The 20,453-nt window shown below is 70.3% G+C and carries 17 protein-coding genes; 10 read left to right on the top strand and 7 right to left on the bottom strand.

Annotated elements, in window-relative coordinates; all coding sequences use genetic code 11:
- Positions 1-83 precede the first annotated feature (83 nt).
- The 9 genes from tsf to bamA all read left to right on the top strand — a co-directional run bounded on the left by tsf (position 84) and on the right by bamA (position 11,032).
- Complete coding sequence (gene tsf / locus WQ53_RS12705; RefSeq protein ID WP_052632937.1) at positions 84-962, top strand: translation elongation factor Ts; 879 nt, start codon at positions 84-86, stop codon at positions 960-962.
- Between the two features lie 175 nt (positions 963-1,137).
- The gene (locus WQ53_RS12700) at positions 1,138-2,619 is read left to right on the top strand and encodes a GGDEF domain-containing protein (RefSeq protein ID WP_052632935.1); all 1,482 of its coding nucleotides are present in this window, start codon (positions 1,138-1,140) and stop codon (positions 2,617-2,619) included.
- A gap of 187 nt (positions 2,620-2,806) precedes the next feature.
- Positions 2,807-3,529: a UMP kinase gene (gene pyrH / locus WQ53_RS12695; protein ID WP_052632933.1), complete on the top strand. Its 723-nt coding sequence runs from the start codon at positions 2,807-2,809 to the stop codon at positions 3,527-3,529.
- Between the two features lie 175 nt (positions 3,530-3,704).
- Positions 3,705-4,262: a ribosome recycling factor gene (gene frr, locus WQ53_RS12690; protein WP_052632932.1), complete on the top strand. Its 558-nt coding sequence runs from the start codon at positions 3,705-3,707 to the stop codon at positions 4,260-4,262.
- Positions 4,263-4,279: 17 nt separating this feature from the next.
- Entirely contained in the window at positions 4,280-5,032 is a 753-nt protein-coding gene (gene uppS / locus WQ53_RS12685; RefSeq protein WP_052632930.1) for a polyprenyl diphosphate synthase, read from the top strand.
- Positions 5,029-5,898: a phosphatidate cytidylyltransferase gene (locus WQ53_RS12680; protein WP_052632928.1), complete on the top strand. Its 870-nt coding sequence runs from the start codon at positions 5,029-5,031 to the stop codon at positions 5,896-5,898. The genes uppS and WQ53_RS12680 overlap by 4 nt, the downstream gene beginning before the upstream one ends.
- Positions 5,899-5,912: 14 nt before the next feature.
- Positions 5,913-7,115 (top strand): 1-deoxy-D-xylulose-5-phosphate reductoisomerase, encoded by a 1,203-nt coding sequence (dxr, locus tag WQ53_RS12675; RefSeq protein WP_052632926.1) that lies wholly within the window; start codon positions 5,913-5,915, stop codon positions 7,113-7,115.
- A 27-nt stretch (positions 7,116-7,142) separates the two neighbouring features.
- The gene (rseP, locus tag WQ53_RS12670) at positions 7,143-8,501 is read left to right on the top strand and encodes an RIP metalloprotease RseP (protein WP_052632924.1); all 1,359 of its coding nucleotides are present in this window, start codon (positions 7,143-7,145) and stop codon (positions 8,499-8,501) included.
- A 65-nt stretch (positions 8,502-8,566) separates the two neighbouring features.
- On the top strand, positions 8,567-11,032 hold the full coding sequence (bamA, locus tag WQ53_RS12665) for an outer membrane protein assembly factor BamA (RefSeq protein ID WP_052632920.1): 2,466 nt from the start codon (positions 8,567-8,569) through the stop codon (positions 11,030-11,032).
- 282 nt (positions 11,033-11,314) lie between these two features.
- Here the strand turns inward: bamA and truD are convergent, their stop codons facing one another.
- The 7 genes from truD to WQ53_RS12630 form a co-directional block, all read right to left on the bottom strand.
- Positions 11,315-12,355 carry a tRNA pseudouridine(13) synthase TruD gene (gene truD / locus WQ53_RS12660; RefSeq protein ID WP_052632919.1) on the bottom strand — a complete coding sequence of 347 codons (1,041 nt, stop codon included), beginning with the start codon at positions 12,353-12,355 and terminating at the stop codon, positions 11,315-11,317.
- On the bottom strand, positions 12,352-12,843 hold the full coding sequence (gene ispF, locus WQ53_RS12655; RefSeq protein ID WP_052632917.1) for a 2-C-methyl-D-erythritol 2,4-cyclodiphosphate synthase: 492 nt from the start codon (positions 12,841-12,843) through the stop codon (positions 12,352-12,354). The genes truD and ispF overlap by 4 nt, the downstream gene beginning before the upstream one ends.
- 134 nt (positions 12,844-12,977) lie before the next feature.
- The gene (gene ispD, locus WQ53_RS12650; protein WP_052632915.1) at positions 12,978-13,673 is read right to left on the bottom strand and encodes a 2-C-methyl-D-erythritol 4-phosphate cytidylyltransferase; all 696 of its coding nucleotides are present in this window, start codon (positions 13,671-13,673) and stop codon (positions 12,978-12,980) included.
- Positions 13,673-14,023, bottom strand: coding sequence for a cell division protein FtsB (ftsB, locus tag WQ53_RS12645; RefSeq protein WP_052632913.1), 351 nt, complete (start codon positions 14,021-14,023; stop codon positions 13,673-13,675). Before ftsB ends, ispD begins: the two co-directional genes overlap by 1 nt.
- 13 nt (positions 14,024-14,036) lie before the next feature.
- Entirely contained in the window at positions 14,037-15,329 is a 1,293-nt protein-coding gene (gene eno, locus WQ53_RS12640; RefSeq protein WP_052632911.1) for a phosphopyruvate hydratase, read from the bottom strand.
- A 542-nt stretch (positions 15,330-15,871) separates the two neighbouring features.
- The gene (locus tag WQ53_RS12635; protein WP_052632909.1) at positions 15,872-17,548 is read right to left on the bottom strand and encodes a CTP synthase; all 1,677 of its coding nucleotides are present in this window, start codon (positions 17,546-17,548) and stop codon (positions 15,872-15,874) included.
- Between the two features lie 333 nt (positions 17,549-17,881).
- Entirely contained in the window at positions 17,882-18,148 is a 267-nt protein-coding gene (locus WQ53_RS12630) for a hypothetical protein (protein WP_052632907.1), read from the bottom strand.
- Between the two features lie 240 nt (positions 18,149-18,388).
- On the opposite strand from WQ53_RS12630, the gene parE reads away from it, so the two are divergent.
- A complete protein-coding gene (parE, locus tag WQ53_RS12625; RefSeq protein WP_052632905.1) occupies positions 18,389-20,296 on the top strand; it encodes a DNA topoisomerase IV subunit B in 1,908 nt (635 codons plus the stop codon).
- Positions 20,297-20,453: the final 157 nt, after the last annotated feature.

The following is a 20,453-nucleotide window of genomic DNA, read 5'->3' as shown; positions in this document are numbered from 1 at the left end:
GCCCGGTGCGCGCCGCAGGCGTGACCGCCGTCCGCCCTGCTCCGCCCCGCGGAGCCACATTCATCCCATAACGAGGTAATCCCGTGGAAATCACCGCTTCCCTGGTCAAGGAACTGCGCGAGCGCACCGGCGCCGGCATGATGGAGTGCAAGAAGGCACTGACCGAGAACAACGCCGACATCGACGCCGCGGCCGAGTGGCTGCGCAAGTCGGGCCTGGCCAAGGCCGACAAGAAGGCAGACCGCATCGCCGCCGACGGCCGCATCGCGGTCGCCCAGGACGGCGGCAAGGCCGTGCTGGTGGAGATCAACTCCGAGACCGATTTCGTGGCCAAGGACGCCAACTTCCTGGCCTTCGTCGACGCCGTCGCCCAGGCCGCGCTGGCCTCCGGCGCCGCCGACGTCGAGGCGCTGAAGGCGGCTAGGCTGCCGGGCGGCGAGACCATCGAGGAAGCCCGCGCCGCGGTCATCGCCAAGGTCGGCGAGAACGTGCAGGTCCGTCGCCTGGCCGGCATCGATAGCGCGAACAACGTCGCTGCGTACGTCCACGGCGGCCGCATCGGCGTGCTGGTCGAGGTCAAGGGCGGCGACGCCGACCTGGCCCGCGGTATCGCCATGCACGTGGCGGCGATGAACCCGCCGCACATCAAGGCGTCCGACGTGCCGGCCGAGTTCGTCGCCAAGGAGAAGGAAATCGAGCTGGCCAAGATGTCCGACAAGGACAAGAACAAGCCGGCCGACATCCTCGAGAAGATCATCAGCGGCAAGATCGCCAAGATCGTCAACGAGGTGACCCTGTACGGCCAGCCGTACGTGCTGGACACCAACCAGACCGTCGAAGCCGCGCTGAAGGCCGCCGGCGCCGAAGTCGTGCGCTTCGACCGCCTGGCCGTGGGCGAAGGCATCGAGAAGAAGGAAGACGACTTCGCCGCCGAAGTGATGAAGCAGGCCGGCCTGGCCTGATTCATCCCCGCCTCGCGGCGGGATGCTTCCCGGAAAAGCCGCGGCATGCCGCGGCTTTTCTTTTTTCCGGGCACGAACGCACGATTCCAGCGATGGAAATAAGGTAAAGATGCTTATCTCGTCGCAGTTTTGCCGGCATACTTCGGTTACTGCATTTTTGAACCGCACCTGAGCGATGCGCCCGGAACTCGAAGCCCACCTCCTGCACTGCCGCAACCTGCCGTCGCCGCCGGCAGTGGCGCTGCGCATCATCGAGCTGGCCCAGGACCCGGGTGCCGACCTGAACGCGACCGCGCGGGTGATCGGGATGGATCCGGCGCTCAGTGCGCGCATGCTGCGGGTGGCCAACTCGCCGCTGTACGCCGGCCGCCGCCGGGTGGACAACCTGGGCCAGGCGCTGACCCTGCTCGGCTTCAACGCGACCCTGAGCCTGGCCCTGGGCTTCTCGCTGGTGCAGGGCCTGCGCGGCAGCAACGGCACCGCCGCCGAGCAGGAACGGATCTGGCGGCGCAGCGCGCTGGCGGCGCTGGTCGCGCGGCTGCTCGGCGGCCATGCCGGCCTCGAGCGCCTGGAAGACCTGATGCTTGCCGGCCTGCTGCAGGACGTCGGCGCGCTGGCGCTGCTGCAGGCGCTGCCGGAGGAGTACGCTGCGCTGCGCGCCGGCGCGCCGGGCAACGCGGCGCTGCCGGAGCTGGAGCGCGCCGCCTTCGGCGCCGACCACGCCGAAGTGGGCGCCTGGCTGGCGCGGCACTGGCGGCTGCCGGTCTATCTGGTCGACGCGATCGGCGCCAGCGAGGACGACGGCACCGGCGACGCCTTCCAGGCCTGCGTGGTCGCCTCCGGCACCATCGCCGACCTGTGGCTGGCCGACGGCGACGTCGAAACGCTGCGCGCCTCGGCCGCCGCGCGGGTGGCAGCGTGCGCCACCGACGGCACCGGGCTGGACGACCTGCTGGTACAGGTCGCCGCCGCGCTGCCCGAGATCAGCGCCATGTTCGACCTGCACATTGCCCACCCCGCGCACCTGGACGCGATCACCGACCACGCCAAGGAACTGCTGATCCTGCGCAACCTGCGCGAGATCCAGGACGCGGCGCGCGCGCGCTCCGAGGCGCAGGCCTCCGAGGACCAGGTGCGCCGCCTCACCGAGCAGTCGCGCCGCGACCCGCTGACCGGGGTCTACAACCGGCTGCAGATGGAAGAGGTGCTGGAGCGCGAGTTCGCCACCGCGGTGGCGCTGCAGCATCCGCTGTCGATCGCCTTCATCGACCTGGACGATTTCAAGCACATCAACGACCGCTACGGCCACCTGGTCGGCGACCGGGTCCTGCACCAGTTCGCCCAGACCCTGCAGCGCCTGCTGCGCAGCACCGACCTGGTGGCACGCTACGGCGGCGAGGAGTTCCTGGTGGTGCTCAGCCACTCCAGCGAGGTGTCGGCCGCGCGCGTGCTCAAGCGCATCCTTGAGGAAACCGCGCGCGTGCCGATGGCCGAGGTCGAGGGCAAGCCGCTGTACGTCACCTTCTCGGCGGGCCTGGCCACGCACGGCACCACCCGCCAGTTCGCCGACGCGCGCAGCCTGCTGCAGGCCGCCGACGACGCGCTCTACGGCGCCAAGCGCGAAGGCCGCAACCGGGTCAGCCAGCACGGGCAGTGAACGCCGCCCGCGGCGAGCGAGCCGCACCGCGCGCGTTCCGCCGATGCGCGGCCATGCGGCCGCTGAAGAGCGCTTCCCGCGTGAGCAGATATAGGCCTGTGAAGAGCCGCGGGAACGAAGGAGTTGTAAGCGTCTGGCACGGATTTGCTCTAGAATTCGCGCGTTTGCCATTCCCCCAGAGGCCGCCATGTCCGAACTCGCCTACCGCCGCGTCCTGCTGAAGCTCTCGGGGGAGGCGCTGATGGGGGCGGAGGACTACGGCATCGATCCGGTGGTGATCGGTCGCATCGCGCGCGAGATCATCGAGGTGCGCGAGGCCGGCGCCGAGATCGGCCTGGTCATCGGCGGTGGCAACATCTTCCGCGGCGCCGGCCTGGCCGCCTCCGGCATGGACCGCGTCACCGGCGACCAGATGGGCATGCTGGCCACGGTGATCAACGCGCTGGCCATGCAGGACGCGCTGGAGAAGCTCGGCGGCAAGGTCCGGGTGATGAGCGCGCTCAAGATCAACGACGTGTGCGAGGACTACATCCGCCGCCGCGCCGTGCGCCATCTCGAGAAGGGCCGGATCGGCATCTTCGCCGCCGGCACCGGCAACCCGTTCTTCACCACCGACTCGGCCGCCGCCCTGCGCGCGATCGAGATCAACGCCGACCTGCTGCTGAAGGCGACCAAGGTCGACGGCGTCTACGACCGCGACCCGAAGAAGCATCCCGACGCGGTCCGCTTCGAGGAACTGGACCACGACGAGGTCATCGCCCGCGACCTGCAGGTGATGGACACCGCCGCCTTCGCCCTGTGCCGCGACCACGGCATCCCGCTGCGCGTCTACGACATCTCCGTCCCCGGCAACCTGATGCGGATCCTGCGCGGCGACCGCGTCGGCACCCTGGTCCGCTCCCGCCGCTGAGAAACGGGAGGCAAAAAGGGGTCCAAAAAAGGGGTCAGAGACATTTACCGCTTCAAACGGTAAATGTCTCTGATCCCTTTTTTTGGAGGCCCACGGCAGCCGGCCGGCGCGGGCGCCGCGGCCATCGCCAACCCCGTATAATCGGCCGATTCGGCTTTTTCGACGGAATACGGCGATGCTCAACGAGATCAAGCAAGACGCGCAGGCCCGCATGGCGAAGAGCATCGACGCCCTTCGCCACAACCTGGTCAAGGTCCGCACCGGGCGCGCCTCGACCGGCCTGGTCGACACCATCAAGGTCAGCGCCTACGGCAGCGACGTGCCGCTGTCGCAGGTCGCCGCGGTGTCCGTCTCCGACGCCCGCTCGCTGGTGATCACTCCGTGGGACAAGGGCATGGTCGGCGCGGTCGAGAAGGCGATCCTGGCCTCCGACCTGGGCCTGACCCCGAACACCGCCGGCACCACCATCCGCCTGAACCTGCCCGCCCTGACCGAGGAGCGCCGCCGCGAACTGACCAAGGTCGTGCACGGCGAGGGCGAGGACGCCAAGGTCGCGATCCGCAACATCCGCCGCGACGCCAACCAGCACGTCAAGGACCTGCTGAAGGAAAAGAAGGTCACCGAAGACGAGGTCCGCCGCGCCGAGGAGGAGATCCAGAAGATCACCGACAAGGCGATCAAGGACGTCGACGAGGTGGTCAAGGGCAAGGAACAGGAACTGATGGCGGTCTGAGCGGTCTGCATCCCGGCATGACTGCAGCTCCCGCCACCACCGCGCCGGTTCCCCGCCACCTGGCGATCATCATGGACGGCAACGGCCGCTGGGCCCAGCGCCGGCGCCGGCCGCGCGCGATCGGCCACCGCGCCGGCGCGCGCGCGGTCAACCTGGTGATCGACTTCTGCCTGGAACGCGGGATCGGCGCGCTGACCCTGTTCGCGTTCTCCAGCGAGAACTGGGGCCGGCCGGAGGACGAGGTCGGCGCGCTGATGAAGCTGTTCCTCGCCGCGCTCGAGCGCGAAGTCGACGAGCTCGACCGGCGCGGGGTGCGGGTGCGCTTCATCGGCGAACGCGCGCTGTTCGCCGCAGCGATCCGCGAGCGCATGGCCGCCGCCGAGGCGCAGACCGCCGGCAACGGGCGCCTGCAGCTGGTCATCGCCGCCAGCTACGGCGGCCGCCAGGACATCGCCACGGCCGCGCGTGCGCTGGCCGAGGACGTCGCGGCCGGGCGGCTGCGGTCCGCGGACATCGACGAGGCCGCGGTCGGCGCGCGCATGGCGCTGGCCGACCTGCCGCCGCCGGACCTGTTCATCCGCACCGGCGGCGACCAGCGGATCAGCAACTTCCTGCTCTGGCAGCTGGCGTACACCGAGCTGTGGTTCACCGAAACCCTGTGGCCGGACATGGACGCCGGCGTATTGCAGCAGGCCCTGGACGACTACGCCCGGCGCGAACGCCGCTTCGGGTTGACCAGCGCCCAACTCGGCGCGGAGGCCACACCATGACCCGCACCCGGGTGATCGCCGCATTGGTCATGGCGCCGGTCGCCATCGCCGCCATCCTGCTGCTGCCCACGCAGTGGCTCGCCGCCGTGGCCGCCCTGGTGCTGCTGGCCGGCCTGTGGGAATGGCTGAAGCTGGCCGGCGTGGACGACAGCCTGGCGCGCACCGTGCTGGTCGGGCTGAACCTGCTGCTGATGGTGCTGCTGGTCTGGGCTTCGCGCGGTACCGGCGGCTTCTCCCCGGTGCTGTTCCAGATCACCACCCTGGCCGGCACCCTGGGCTGGCTGCTCGCCCTGCTGTGGCTGTGGCGCCCGGGCTTCACCGCCAGCCACCGCCCCTGGACCACGGCCTTCAAGCTGGCCGCCGGCACCCTGGCGGTGGTCCCGGCCTGGTGCGCGCTGTGCCTGATCCATTCGGACAATTTCAGCGCGCTGAGCGCCTCGACCGCGCTCGACGCCAGCGGCCACCGCTGGCTGCTGGCCGCGCTGGCGCTGGTCTGGGCCGCCGACTCCGGCGCCTACTTCGCCGGCCGCCATTTCGGCCGGCACAAGCTGGCGCCGAGCATCAGCCCGAACAAGACCGTCGAGGGCGCCGTCGGCGGCCTGGTCGCGGGCGTGGCCGTGGCCCTGGCCTTCGGCGTGTTCGCCGGCGCCGCCACGGCGCAGCTGCCGGCCCTGGCGCTGGTGGCCGCCGCCGCGGTGCTGGCCTCGATCGTGGGCGACCTGGTCGAGAGCCTGCTCAAGCGCCAGGCCGGGGTGAAGGACTCGGGCACGCTGATCCCGGGCCATGGCGGGGTCCTGGACCGGATCGACGGCGTACTGGCGGCCCTGCCGGTGTTCGCGATCGGCAAGGACATCCTGGGCTTCTGAAGCGGACCACGGACATGCAGCCCGTTGCGGACATTCGCCAGGTCGCCGTACTCGGCGCCACCGGCTCGATCGGCGCTTCGGCGCTGGACGTGATCGCGCGCCATCCGCGGCGGCTGCGGGCCAGCGTGCTGGCCGCCGGCGGCAACGTGGATGCGCTGCTCGAGTTGTGCATCAGCCACCGCCCGGACCACGCGGTCATCGCCGACCCGGCCGCCTACCCCGCGCTGCGCGACGGCCTGCGCGCGGCCGGGCTGGACACCCAGGCGCACACCGGCGACCAGGCACTCGAAGCGCTGGTCGCCGGCACGGGCTGCGACACGGTGGTGGCCGCGATCGTCGGCGCCGCCGGACTCGGCTCGACCCTGGCCGCGGCGCACGCCGGCAAGCGCCTGCTGCTGGCCAACAAGGAGTCGCTGGTCCTGGCCGGCGAACTGGTGATCGCCGCCGCGCGTGCCTCCGGCGCGGAGATCGTGCCGGTCGACAGCGAGCACAGCGCGGTGTTCCAGTGCCTGCGCTCCTGCCAGGCTGAGGGCGTTAGCCGGATCATGCTGACCGCCTCCGGCGGCCCGTTCCGCGGCTGGGACCGCACCCGCCTGGCGCAGGTCACGCCGGCGCAGGCGGTGGCGCACCCGAAGTGGTCGATGGGCCCGAAGATCTCGGTCGATTCGGCCACCCTGATGAACAAGGGCCTGGAGGTGATCGAGGCCCACCACCTGTTCGGCCTGCCCGCCGGGCGCATCGGCGTGCTGGTCCATCCGCAGAGCCTGGTCCACGCCCTGGTCGAGTACGTCGACGGTTCGACCCTGGCCCAGCTCGGCCTGCCCGACATGCGCACCGCGCTGGCGGTCGGCCTGGGCTGGCCGGAGCGGATCGATTCGGGGGTCGGCGGGCTGGACCTGCTGGCGCAGGGACGGCTGGAGTTCGAGGCGCCGGACCTGGCTGCCTTCCCCTGCCTGCGCCTGGCGCAGGAGGCGATGGCCGCCGGCGGCACCGCCCCGGCGGTGCTCAATGCGGCCAACGAAGAAGCGGTTTCAGCCTTTCTTCAGGGCCGTATGGGTTTCCTAGGCATTCCCGCGCTGGTCGAGGACGCCCTCGCCGCATTGCCCGCGGCGCCGGCCGGTTCGCTCGAAGCGCTGCTGGCCGCCGACGCGGACGCGCGCCGCTTCGCCCGCCAACGGATCGACACGATGCACCCCGCCGGGATCCCCGCCGCATGAGCGCCACCCACCGTCCAGGCACCGCCCATGGGTGACTTCCTCGGCTCCGTCTGGTGGCTGGTGGTCAGCCTCGGCCTGCTGGTCACCTTCCACGAGTTCGGCCACTACTGGGTGGCCCGCCGTTGCGGCGTGGACGTGCTGCGCTTTTCGGTCGGCTTCGGTCGGCCGCTGTGGTCGCGCCGCAACCGCGCCGGCACCGAGTTCGCCATCGCCGCGATCCCGCTGGGCGGCTACGTCAAGATGCTCGACGAGCGCGAGGCGGACGTGCCGGTCCACCGCCAGGCCCATGCCTTCAACCGGCAGAGCGTCTGGCGCCGGATCGCGATCGTGGCCGCCGGGCCGGCCGCCAACCTGCTGCTGTGCGTGGCCCTGCTCTGGGTCATGTTCATGGTCGGGCGCCAGGACTACGCACCGGTGGTCGGCCAGACCACCGGCATCGCCGCCCAGGCCGGCTTCCAGCCGGGCGACCGCCTGACCGCGGTCGACGGGCGCGCCATCGGCACCTGGACCGAGATGGCGATGGCCCTGGCCACCCCGGCGCTGGACCGCCGCGACATCGAGGTGCGCGCCGAGACCCGCCACGGCGACCCGGTCGTGCGCACCCTGCGCCTGTCGCAGCTGCCGCAGGCGCTGGACGAACGCCGCATCGCCGAGCAGGCCGGCTTCACCTGGCGCTTCCTGCTGGCGCCGGCGCGGATCGACGCGGTCCGCGAGGACGGGGCCGCCTCCGGCGTGCTGCAGTCCGGCGATCTGGTCCTGGCCGTCGACGGCACCCGGGTCGAGTCGGCCGGCGACGTCTCGCCGCTGGTGCAGGCGCTGGGCGAACGCGGCGGCACCGGCATGGTCGAGGTCGAACGCGGCGGCGACCGGCTGGCGCTGGAGCTGGAACCGCGGCGCAGCGCCGACCCGCAGCGCGCCGGGCAGTGGGAGCTGGGCATCGCCCTGGCCGCGCCCCAGGCCCCGGCCTACGACGCCGTGCAACGCTACGGCCCGCTGTCGGCGATCCCGGCCGCGCTGCGCGAGACCGGCCGGCTGGCTTCCGATTCGGTGGGCATGATGAAGCGCATGCTGACCGGCCAGGCCTCGGTCCAGAACCTGTCCGGCCCGGTCACCATTGCCCGGGCGGCCAACGCCTCGGCCAAGCGCGGCGCCGACTGGTTCCTGTATTTCCTGGCCCTGCTCTCCCTGAGCCTGGCGATCATCAACCTGCTGCCGATCCCGATCTTGGACGGCGGTCACCTCCTGTACTACCTTATAGAGTTGGTCAAAGGCAGCCCATTGAGCGAACGCGCGATGGTTGCCGGCCAGTACCTGGGCCTGGCGCTGCTTGCCGGGCTGATGGGACTGGCCTTCTACAACGACATTCTGGGCCTGATGCCGCGATGACCCACCGTAGTCCCGGCCCTCCACCGCGGTTCCTGCCCAAACACCTGTTTTCCACCGGATGTGACATGACGCGATACCCCGTGCGCCGCCTGCTCGCCCTCACCCTCGCCTCTGCGCTGGCCTCCACCTATGGCCTGCCCGCGATGGCCCAGTCGGTCGAGCCGTTCACCGTGAGCGACATCCGCATCGACGGACTGCAGCGCATCGCAGCCGGCACCGTGTTCACCTACCTGCCGGTCGAGCGCGGCGAGACCCTGGACCAGGCCACGGCCGGCGACACCGTCCGCGCCCTGTACCGCACCGGCTTCTTCGAGGACGTGCGCCTGGACCGCCAGGGCGACATCCTGGTGATCACCGTCCAGGAACGCCCTGCGATCAACAAGCTCACCCTGCAGGGCAACAAGGACATCAAGACCGAGGACCTGACCCGCGGCCTGCAGGACATCGGCCTGGCAGAGGGCGAGACCTTCGACCGGCTGGCCCTGGACCGCGTCGTCCAGGAGCTGACCCGCCAGTACAACAACCGCGGCAAGTACAACGTGCAGATCACGCCGACGGTGGCCCAGCTGGACCGCAACCGCGTGGACGTGACCATCGACGTCAAGGAAGGCAAGGCGGCCAAGATCCGCCACGTCAACGTGATCGGCACCGAGGCCTTCGACAACGACGAGATCCTGGCCAACTGGGAGTCACGCGAGAGCAGCTGGCTGTCCTGGTACCGCCGCGACGACCAGTACTCGCGCGAGAAACTCTCCGGCGACATGGAGAAGCTCAACTCCTGGTACCTGGACCGCGGCTACATCGACTTCAGCATCGACTCCACCCAGGTGTCGATCAGCCCGGAAAAGCGCGACATGTACCTCACCGCCAGCGTCACCGAGGGCGAGGTCTACACGATTTCCGAGATCAAGGTCACCGGCGACACGATCCTGCCGCAGGAGCAGATCGAGCGGCTGGTGCTCTCCAGGGCCGGCGACACGTTCTCGCGCGCGCTGTTGGAAATCTCCTCCGACATGATCACCAACACCCTGAGCAACATCGGCTACGCCTTCGCCCGGGTGAACCCGGTGCCGACCACCAACCGCGAGGAGCGCACCGTCGCGATCAACCTGCAGGTGGTGCCGGGCCCGCGCGTGAACGTGCGCCGGGTGGTGTTCAAGGGCAACACCCGCACCTCCGACGAGGTCCTGCGCCGCGAGATGCGCCAGTTCGAGAACAGCTGGTACTCGCAGGCGGCGATCGACCGCTCCAAGATCCGCCTGCAGCGGCTGGGCTACTTCGAGACGGTCGAGGTCGAGACCCCGGCCGTTCCCGGCGCCGGCGACCAGGTCGACGTGGTGTTCAACGTCAAGGAGACCACCTCGGGCAGCTTCGTGTTCGGCCTGGGCTATTCGCAGCTGGCCGGCATGACCGCCTCGATCCAGCTGTCGCAGAACAACTTCCTCGGCGGCGGCAACCGGGTGTCGGTCGAAGCGCAGCGCAGCGACTACATGCAGCGCTACGCGTTCTCCTACCTCAACCCGTTCTTCACCGACGAGGGCCTGTCGCTCGGCTACAACCTGTGGTGGCGCGAACTGGACTACTCGAACTTCAACACCGCCCAGTACAACAGCACCAACGCGGCGGCGCAGGCGATCCTGGGCCTGCCGATCACCGAGCACAGCTCGGTCTCGCTGCTGTTCGGCATCGACAGCAACCAGATCCAGGCCTACCCCGGCTACACGCCGCAGTCGATCGTCGACTACATCGACGCGATCGGCCAGCGCACCTTCCACGCCTGGCGCAGCGAGCTCGGCTGGGCGCGCGACACCCGCAACGACTTCTTCATGCCGACCAACGGCATGTACCAGCGCGTGGGCCTGGAGACCACCCTGCCCGGCTCCACCGCCCAGTACTACAAGCTCAACTACGAGTTCTCCAAGTACTGGCGGCTCAGCCCGGCGTTCGTGCTGCGCACCGGCCTGGACCTGGGCTACGGCGACAGCTACGGCAGCGACACGGTGCGCAACCTCTGCTACACCGCAGGTTCCTACGTGGATACCGATGGCGATGGCACGTGGGACACCTACGTGCCCGGCCCGGATCCCAGCAACCCCTGCCTGCCGACCTCGCCGGACTACGACAAGACGGTCATCGCGACCGGCCTGCCGTTCTTCGAGAACTTCTACGCCGGCGGCACCCGCTCGGTGCGCGGCTTCCGCGACAACACCCTGGGCCCGCGCTCGGAGGTGATCGGCGGCTACCGCGGCCAGCCGCTGGGCGGCTCGCTGAAGACGGTCGGCCAGATCGAGATGGTGTTCCCGCGCCTGTTCGACAGCAAGGCCGCGCGCGTGTCCGCCTTCGTCGACTTCGGCAACGTGTACGACGGCATCGACAACTTCGACGCCAACGAACTGCGCGCCTCGGCCGGCGTGGCGCTGCTGTGGCGCGCACCTGTGGGCCCGATCTCGATCAGCTACGCCTATCCGTTCAAGAAGAAGGAAGGCGACGAGCTCGAGCGGCTGCAGTTCACCTTCGGCGGCGGCTTCTGAGTCGACGGCGCGCCTGCCGGGCGCGCCGCAGCGTCCAGGCACGACCGCGACGGCCCCAGATGGGGCCGTCGTTTTTTTGGCAGCCACGTGCGGCTTGTGTCGCCCGCCACGTGTGCAACCCCGCCTCCGTCGTCCCGGCGAAACGCTTCATAGCAGCCGAAGAGCCTCACAACAGCCGAATGGCTGATCATGGCTGATCACGCCGGGACAACGGGAGGTGGGGTGCCGAGAAGCCGGGTGCCGCTCCCGCCGTGCGCCGCGGCCATGCCGCCTCCACGCGTCTTAGGAATCCGCGCCCACGGCCGCGTCCTCGACCCTGCCCAGCTGCGCCAGCACGGCCGTGGCATAGCTGCCGGGCGGCAGCGAGAACGACAGGCGCAGGCTGGCCGCATCCGGCCAGTCCCAGGACAGGTCCTCCGCCCGCAGCCGCAACGCACGCCGCTCCTGCTCCAGGCCGGCGCGCTCCAGTCCCTCGCGCAGCGCCAGCGATTCGTGGTCCGACAGCGCCGCCAGTTCCAGCTCCCGGCACGCACCCTCGCTGCGCAACCCGCCACGCCCCCACAGCGGCCCGCTGGGGTGGATGTCGAACGCCGCCAGCCGCTGCGCCAGGGCCTCGCTACACGGTTCGGGCCCGAACACGCTGCGGCTGCCCGACAGCATCCAGACCTCGCCCTCCAACCCGGCATCCCAGCTGCCGGCGGCCACGCGCGCGGCCAGCACCCGGTTGAACAGCACCGAACGCGCCGCCGACAGCAGCAGCGAACGCTGCTCGCGGCCCACCCTGCGCCCGCCGAACATTGCCAGCGCCTTGCCGACGTTGCCACCGCCATGGCCGAAGCGCTGCTCGCCGAACGCGTTGGGCACGCCACGGGCGGTGACCTGGGCCAGCCGCGCCTCGATGGCATCGCGCGCACCGGCCACCTCGCGCAGCACCAGCACGAAGCAGTTGCCGGCCAGCGCGCCGCGCGGCAGTTTGCGCCGGTGGCGGTCCTGCGCCAGCACCCGCAGCCCGTCGTGCTCCAGCGCGGCCACCTCCGGCGCCTCACGACCGGGCAGGTGCACGCTGAAGCGCTGCAGGGTCACCGCATGCCGGTCCTTCAGTCCGGCGTAGCCGACCGCGTGCTCGGGCACGCCGGCCCAGCGCGCGATCTCGCGGGCGACGAAGCCGGTGTTCATGCCGCGCTTCTCGACGGTCAGCAGCAGGTGCTCGCCCTCGCCGCTGGCCTCGAAGCCATCCAGCTCCTCAACCCGGAAGTCCTCGGGCTGTGCGCGGATGCGCGCCGCCAGCACCGGCGCGCCGAACGCCGCGAGGGGATCGCTCATGCCTTCACCAGCAGCGCGACCGCCTGCGCGGCGATGCCCTCGCCGCGGCCGGTGAACCCCAGCTTCTCGCTGGTGGTCGCCTTGACGCTGACCGCGTCGACGCCCACGCCGCAGGCCCCGGCGATGCGTTCGCGCATCAGCGCCGCATGCGGGCCGACCTTCGGCCGCTCGCAGACCACGGTGATGTCGGCGTTGCCCAGCCGCCAGCCGCGGTCGACGGCCAAGCCGACGCAATGCCGCAGCAGGCCCAGGCTGTCGGCGCCACGCCAGCGCTCGTCCGAGGGCGGGAAGTGCACGCCGATGTCGCCCAGCGCCAGCGCGCCGAGGATCGCGTCGCACAGCGCGTGCAGCGCCACGTCGCCGTCGCTGTGCGCGACCACGCCGCGCTCGTGCGGCACGCGCACTCCGCCGAGCATCACGTGGTCGCCCTCGCCGAAGACGTGCACGTCGAAGCCCTGGCCGATGCGGATGGGGGGGATGTCTGCCATGGAGGTCCTTCCGCGGAAAGGTGATACGCCGCAACGGGCTATTGTAGGAGCCGGGTTCAGCCGGCGACACGCCACGTCGGCACAGGCGACTCCCTCATGTTCCCGACGCCCGTGTCGCCGGCTGAACCCGGCTCCTACAGGGAGCGGCGGGACAGTTCGAACTCGAAGCGGGCCAGGTCCGCCGGGGTGGTGACCTTGAAGTTGTCCTCGCGGCCCTCGACCAGCAGCGGGCGCAGGCCCTGCCGCTCCAGCGCCATCGCCTCGTCGGTCACTTCGATCCCGGCCGCGGCCGCGGCCTGCAAAGCGCGGGTCAGCTGCAGCCGGCGGAACAGCTGCGGGGTCAGTGCGCGCCACAGCCGCTCGCGCGGTTCGGTGGCGTCGATGCCGCCGTCGTCGCCGGCGCGCTTGAGGGTGTCGCGCACCGGCGCGGCCAGGATCGCGCCGACCGGGTCGGCGCGGCCCAGTTCCAGCAGCCGGTCCAGGTCCGCCAGCGCCAGGTTGGGCCGCGCGGCATCGTGGACCAGGACGAAGTCGTCGGCGCGCACCGATCCGGGCAGCGCCTCCACCGCGGCCAGGACCGAGGCGGCGCGGCTGTCGCCGCCGGTGCAGGCGAGCAGCGGCTTGCCGGCGTGCTCGCGCCAGCCCGGCCAGCGCGGATCGTCCGCGGACAGCGCCAGGATCGCGCCGGCCACCGCCGGATGGGCCAGCAGCGTATCCAGGGTATGGGCCAGCAGCGGCCGGCCGGCTGCCTCGAGGTACTGCTTGGGCACGTCCCCGCCGAAGCGGGTGCCGCGGCCCGCGGCGGGCACCACCGCCCAGACCGAGGCCATCAGTCACGCTCCCCGGCGTCCGCGCCCGCGGGTTCGTCGGCCTTGTCCGGGGTGCCGGCGCGCTGCGCCGGATCCTCCACCACGCGGTAGAACACCTCGCCGGGCTTGATCATGCCCAGTTCGCTGCGCGCGCGCTCCTCGACCGCGGCCACGCCCTCCTTGAGGTCGCGCACTTCGGCAGCCAGCGCCGCGTTGCGTTCCTCCAGGCCGCCGTTCTCGCGGCGCTGGTGCTCCACCTGGGCCTCCAGCGCCGCCACCTCGCCCGCGCTGCCGATGCCGAACCAGAGCCGGTACTGCAGCCATCCCAGCAGCAGCACCAGCCCCAGCAGCACCCAGCGCATGGCGCGCATCGCCGCGTCTTCGTCAGCGCTTGAGCGAGACGAAGGCGTCGCGGCCGGCGTAGCGCGCCGAGGCGCCGAGCTGCTCCTCGATGCGCAGCAGCTGGTTGTACTTGGCCACGCGGTCGCTGCGGCACAGCGAACCGGTCTTGATCTGGGTAGCGGTGGTGGCGACCGCGATATCGGAGATCGTGGTGTCCTCGGTCTCGCCGGAGCGGTGCGAGACGATCGCCGCGTACTTCGCATGGTGGGCCAGGGCGATGGCCTCCAGGGTCTCGGTCAGGGTGCCGATCTGGTTGACCTTGATCAGGATCGCGTTGGCGGTGCCCGACTCGATGCCCTGCTTGAGGATCTTCGGGTTGGTGACGAACAGGTCGTCGCCGACCAGCTGCACCTTGCTGCCGATGCGGTCGGTCAGCAGCTTCCAGCCGGCCCAGTCGTCCTCGGCCAGGCCGTCCTCGATGGTGATGATCGGGTACTGCGCGGCCCAGTCGGCGAGGAAGTCGACGAACTGCTCGGAAGACAGGCGCTTGTTCTCGCCGACCAGGTGGTACTTGCCGTTGTCGTAGAACTCGCTGGAAGCCACGTCCAGGCCCAGCAGCACGTCTTCGCCAGCGGTGTAACCGGCCTTGCCGATCGCCTCGAGGATGGTGTCCAGCGCCTCGACATTGCTGCGGAAGTCCGGGGCGAAGCCGCCCTCGTCGCCGACCGCCGTGCTCAGGCCATGGCCCTTCAGCACCGACTTGAGCGAATGGAAGATCTCGGTGCCGGTGCGCAGCGCCTCGGAGAACGAGGCCGAGCCGACCGGCAGCACCATGAACTCCTGGAAGTCGACGTTGTTGTCGGCGTGCGCGCCGCCGTTGATGATGTTCATCATCGGCACCGGCAGCGACACGTCCGACTCGGTGATGGTGGACAGGTACTGCCACAGCGGCTGCTTCTTCGAGGCGGCCACGGCGTGGGCGGCGGCCAGCGACACACCCAGCAGGGCGTTGGCGCCCAGGCGGCCCTTGTTCTCGGTGCCGTCCAGGTCGATCAGGCGGCGGTCCAGGCCCTGCTGGTCGGCGGCATCGAAGCCGGCCAGCGCATCGGCGATTGCGCCGTTGACGTTGGCAACCGCGCTCTTCACACCCTTGCCCAGGTAGCGGGTCTTGTCGCCGTCGCGCAACTCCACCGCTTCCTTGGTGCCGGTCGAGGCGCCCGATGGCACCGCGGCGCGTCCGAAGGAGCCGTCGGCCAGGGTGACCTCGGCTTCGAGGGTGGGATTGCCGCGGCTGTCGAGGATTTCTCGGGCGTGGATCTTGGCGATGCTGGTCATGGGTCGGGCATGCGTTCGGTGGGTGGAGTCGTGCGGGAGTTTAACGGAGCCCGGCCGGTCCTGCCGGGCTCTGGCCCGGATTCCCGCTGCTTGCGCCCGCCGTTTCGGTTGCCTGGGAAACAGCTGGGGAGGGGATCCCGGCCAGAGACATGTGCCGGGTGGCGGAACGCCCTTTCCGATTAAATGCAAGGGCGATCGCTGGATCATCCGGCGGGATCCACCGGCCCGTCGTCCCGGCGAAGGCCGGGACCCAGTGACTTTGCATCCCCGCAGTGCCGGCTGGGTGTCAAGGCGCTGGGTCCCGGCCTTCGCCGGGACGACGGATGCATGGTCTGTGACGGGATTGGGAGTGACCGGCCGTCGGGTGCAACGGCACCGGCACCAACTTGCACCGGTCGTTGCAGCGGCAGCCCTGCACCCGGCAGCTGCATCGAATGGATGGCATCGGGGCAAAGCCCCATCGCGACCTCGAAGATACGAAGCGCGCCCGTACCCTCATCCGGCGCTTCGCGCCACCTTCTCCCGGAGGGAGAAGCAACAGCTCAGGCCCGCGCTTCCTTCAGCAGCTTGCCGCCGGCCTGGCCTTCGTTGGCCTTGCGCTCGCGTGCGGCGCGGATGAAGCCGACGAACAGCGGGTGGCCGTCGCGCGGGGTGGACAGGAACTCCGGGTGCGCCTGGCAGGCCAGGAACCACGGGTGCACCGCGCGCGGCAGTTCGACCATCTCCACCAGCAGGTCGTCCATCGACTTGGCCGCGATGACCAGGCCGGCGTCCTCCAGCTGGGTGCGGTAGCGGTTGTTGAACTCGTAGCGGTGGCGGTGGCGCTCGGCGACCACGTCCTTGCCGTACAGCTCGCGCACCAGGGTGCCCGGCTTCAGGCGCTGCTCCTGCAGGCCCAGGCGCATGGTGCCGCCCAGGTCGGACTTCTCGTCGCGCTTCTCGATCTCGCCGGTGTTGGTGCGCCACTCGGTGATCAGGCCGATCACCGGGTGCAGGCACTGTTTGTCGTTCTCGGTGCTGTTGGCGCCCTCCAGGCCGGCCACGTGGCGGGCGTAGTCGACCACCGCGGCCTGCATGCCGTAGCAGATGCCGAAGTACGGCACGCCGTGCTCGCGCGCGTACTGCGCGGTCAGCACCTTGCCCTCGAAACCGCGGTCGCCAAAACCGCCCGGCACCAGGATGCCGTCGACGTCGCCCAGCAGCACGCCAGCGTCGGCCTCCACGTCCTGCGACTCCAGCCACTTCAGGTTGACCTTGGTGCGCTGGCGCAGGCCGCCGTGCTTGAGCGCCTCGCCGACCGACTTGTAGGCGTCCTTGTGGTCGACGTACTTGCCGACCACGGCGATGGTGACCTCGTCGACCGGATGCAGGGTCGCGTCGACCGCCGCCTCCCACTCGGACAGGTCGGCCGGGCGCGACACCGGCAGGCGCAGGCGGTCGGCGACCAGCGCGTCCAGGCCCTGGGCATGCAGTTCGATCGGCAGCTTGTACAGCACGTCGACGTCCTGCACCGAGATGACCGCGCGCTCGGGGACGTTGGTGAACAGGGCGATCTTGCGCCGCTCGCCGTCCGGCAGCGGCTGCTCGCTGCGGCACAGCAGCACGTCTGGCTGGATGCCGATCGAGCGCAGTTCCTTGACCGAGTGCTGGGTCGGCTTGGTCTTCAGCTCGCCGGCGGCGGCGATGTACGGCACCAGGGTCAGGTGCATGAACAGCGCCTTGTCCGGGCCGCGCTCGGCGCGAATCTGGCGGATCGCCTCCAGGAACGGCAGCGACTCGATGTCGCCGACCGTGCCGCCGATTTCGACCAGGGCCACGTCGAAACCTTCCGTGGCCTCGTCGATGCAGCGCTTGATCTCGTCGGTGATGTGCGGGATCACCTGCACGGTGGCGCCGAGGTAGTCGCCGCGGCGTTCCTTACGGATCACCGCCTCGTAGATCCGGCCGGTGGTCACCGAGTTCTTGCGGCTCAGGCGGGTGCGCACGAAGCGCTCGTAGTGGCCCAGGTCCAGGTCGGTCTCGGCGCCGTCGTCGGTGACGTACACCTCGCCGTGCTGGAACGGGCTCATGGTGCCCGGGTCGACGTTGATGTAGGGGTCCAGCTTCATCATCGTGACCTTCAGGCCACGCGCTTCGAGGATGGACGCAAGCGAAGCCGCGGCGATGCCCTTGCCAAGCGAGGACACGACGCCGCCGGTAACGAAAATGAGGGGAGTCATGGCGGGGCTCCGGAAAGCCATAGTCTACCGACTCGCCCGCGATCGCCCAAGCCGGCAGGGCGTGGATGCATTGTTCCGCGTGACCGGGCAGTAGCCGTATCCGCCGCGCCGGGTGGCGGCCGCAGGCGCAGCCGCCTGGCACCGTCCCGCCGCACCCGTCGTCCCGGCGCACGCCGGGACCCAGTGCCTTTCACGCCATATCAGCCCCGTTCCAGCGGCAACGGCCGGTGCACAGGGCAAAGTCGCTGGGTCCCGGCGTGCGCCGGGACGACGGCAGGCTCAGTGCACCTTCCGCGGAAGGTCGGCCACGCCGGCTCAGCCGCCTAGCGGGCCTCAGCGCGGATCGCGCTTCTGCTCCTCTTCCTCTTCCTTCTGCGGGCGGGCCTTGTCCCGGTTGTCCTGCCCGCTGCGGGCGGCTTCGCGGCGCTTGGCGCGCTCGGCGGCCTGCTCGCGCTCGCGCTGCTCCTGGGCCTTGTGTTCGGCCAGGGCCTGCTGGTCCTGCTGGGACTGGCCGCCCTGGCGGGTCTGCGCCAGCAGCGGCACCGCGGCCGACAGCGCTACCACGGCGGCCACGGCAGTCCAGAACAGTCGTCGGTTCATGCGTCGTCTCCTGCTGCATGGGCCGGCGGGGATCCACCGGGCCCTTCGTTCCAGGCATGGAACATGGAGGCGGATGCGGCGGTTTTCCAGCGTCCAGGCCCTCCATTCCAGACCTGCGCCCCTTATACCCCCCGGCCGCCTGCGCGGCCCTGAACAGGGGCGCAAGGACGCGGAAGGGGTGCAAAAACCGGGGCCAGGCCGCACACTTCCGAGTCGCTTCCGCAGCACCGCAACGAGTCCATGAGCAGCCGCTACAACGCCGCCGACATCGAAGTCCTCTCCGGCCTGGATCCGGTCAAGCGCCGCCCGGGCATGTATACCGACACCACCCGGCCCAACCACCTGGCGCAGGAAGTCATCGACAACGCGGTCGACGAGGCGCTGGCCGGCCACGCCCGCGAGATCGAGGTGGTTCTGTACAGGGACGGCAGCTGCGAGGTGGCCGACGACGGCCGCGGCATGCCGGTGGACATCCATCCCGAGGAGAAGATCCCGGGCGTGGAACTGATCCTCACCCGCCTGCACGCCGGCGGCAAGTTCAACAACAGGAACTACACCTTCAGCGGCGGCCTGCACGGCGTGGGCGTGAGCGTGGTCAACGCGCTGTCCAAGCTGGTCGAGGTGCACATCAAGCGCGAGGGCAGCGAGCACCGGATCACCTTCCGCGACGGCGACCGCGCCACCCCGCTGGAGGTGGTCGGCACGGTCGGGAAGAAGAACACCGGCACCCGCGTGCGCTTCTGGCCGGACCCGAAGTACTTCGACAGCCCGAAGATCAACCTGCGCGCCCTGCGCCACCTGCTGCGGGCCAAGGCGGTGCTCTGCCCCGGCCTGACCGTGACCCTGTTCGACGAGGCCAGCGGCGAGCGCGACAGCTGGCACTACGAGGATGGCCTGCGCGACTACCTCAAGGGCGAGCTGGCCGGGCGCGAGCTGCTGCCGGCCGAACTGTTCGCCGGCGCGCTGAAGAAGGACACCGAGGTAGTGGACTGGGCGGTGGCCTGGATCCCGGAAGGCGAGCTGGTGCAGGAGAGCTATGTCAACCTGATCCCGACCGCCCAGCACGGCACCCACGTCAACGGCCTGCGCAGCGGCCTGACCGACGCACTGCGCGAATTCTGCGACTTCCGCAACCTGCTGCCGCGCGGCGTGAAGCTGGCGCCTGAGGACGTGTGGGACCGCGTCGCCTTCGTGCTTTCGCTGAAGATGACCGACCCGCAGTTCAGCGGCCAGACCAAGGAGCGGCTGAGCTCGCGCCAGGCCGCCGGCTTCATCGAGGGCGCCGCGCACGACGCCTTCAGCCTGTGGCTGAACCAGCACGTGGAACTGGGCGAGAAGATCGCGCAGATCGCCATCGAGCGCGCCAGCGCGCGGCTGAAGACCGAGAAGCAGGTGGTGCGCAAGAAGGTCACCCAGGGCCCGGCGCTGCCGGGCAAGCTGGCCGATTGCATCAGCCAGGACCTGTCGCGCACCGAGCTGTTCCTGGTCGAGGGCGACTCGGCCGGCGGCAGCGCGCGGCAGGCGCGCGACAAGGACTTCCAGGCGATCCTGCCGCTGCGCGGCAAGATCCTCAACACCTGGGAAGTCGCCAGCACCACCGTGCTGGCTTCCGAGGAGGTGCACAACCTGGCCGTGGCCATCGGCTGCGACCCGGGCAAGGACGACATCACCGGCCTGCGCTACGGCAAGGTGATCATCCTGGCCGACGCCGACTCCGACGGCCTGCACATCGCCACCCTGCTGTCGGCGCTGTTCCTGCGCCACTTCCCGGCGCTGGTCGCGGCCGGCCACGTGTTCGTGGCGATGCCGCCGCTGTTCCGCGTGGACGTGGGCAAGCAGGTGTTCTACGCGCTGGACGAGGAGGAGAAGCGCCTGCTGCTGGAGAAGATCGCGCGGGAAAAGGCCGAGTCCAAGAAGGGCATGGGGGGGCAGGTCAACGTCACCCGCTTCAAGGGCCTGGGCGAGATGAACCCGGAGCAGCTGCGCGAGTCGGCGATCCACCCGGACACGCGCCGGCTGGTGCAGCTGACCGTGGACGAGGGCGACGAGACCCGTGCGCTGATGGACATGCTGCTGGCGAAGAAGCGGGCGTCGGACCGGAAGGCGTGGCTGGAGGCGAAGGGCGACTTGGCCTCCTTGGAAGTCTGAGCATCGCGCTTCGACACCGCAGGGCCGTGGCGACGGCACGAACCTCGTCGCCGCTCATCGCGCGCAGGGGCGCGGCTTCGCTGGAAGTCTGAGCGAAGCCTCGCGCTTCACCATCGCAGGGCCGTGGCGACGGCACGAACCTCATCGCCGCTCATCG

It is taken from the genome of Pseudoxanthomonas suwonensis, assembly GCF_000972865.1.
GTDB classification, from domain to species: Bacteria; Pseudomonadota; Gammaproteobacteria; order Xanthomonadales; family Xanthomonadaceae; genus Pseudoxanthomonas; species Pseudoxanthomonas suwonensis_B.
The sequence above is the reverse complement of the archived record's forward strand: the minus strand, read 5'-3'. Positions and strand labels throughout refer to the sequence as shown.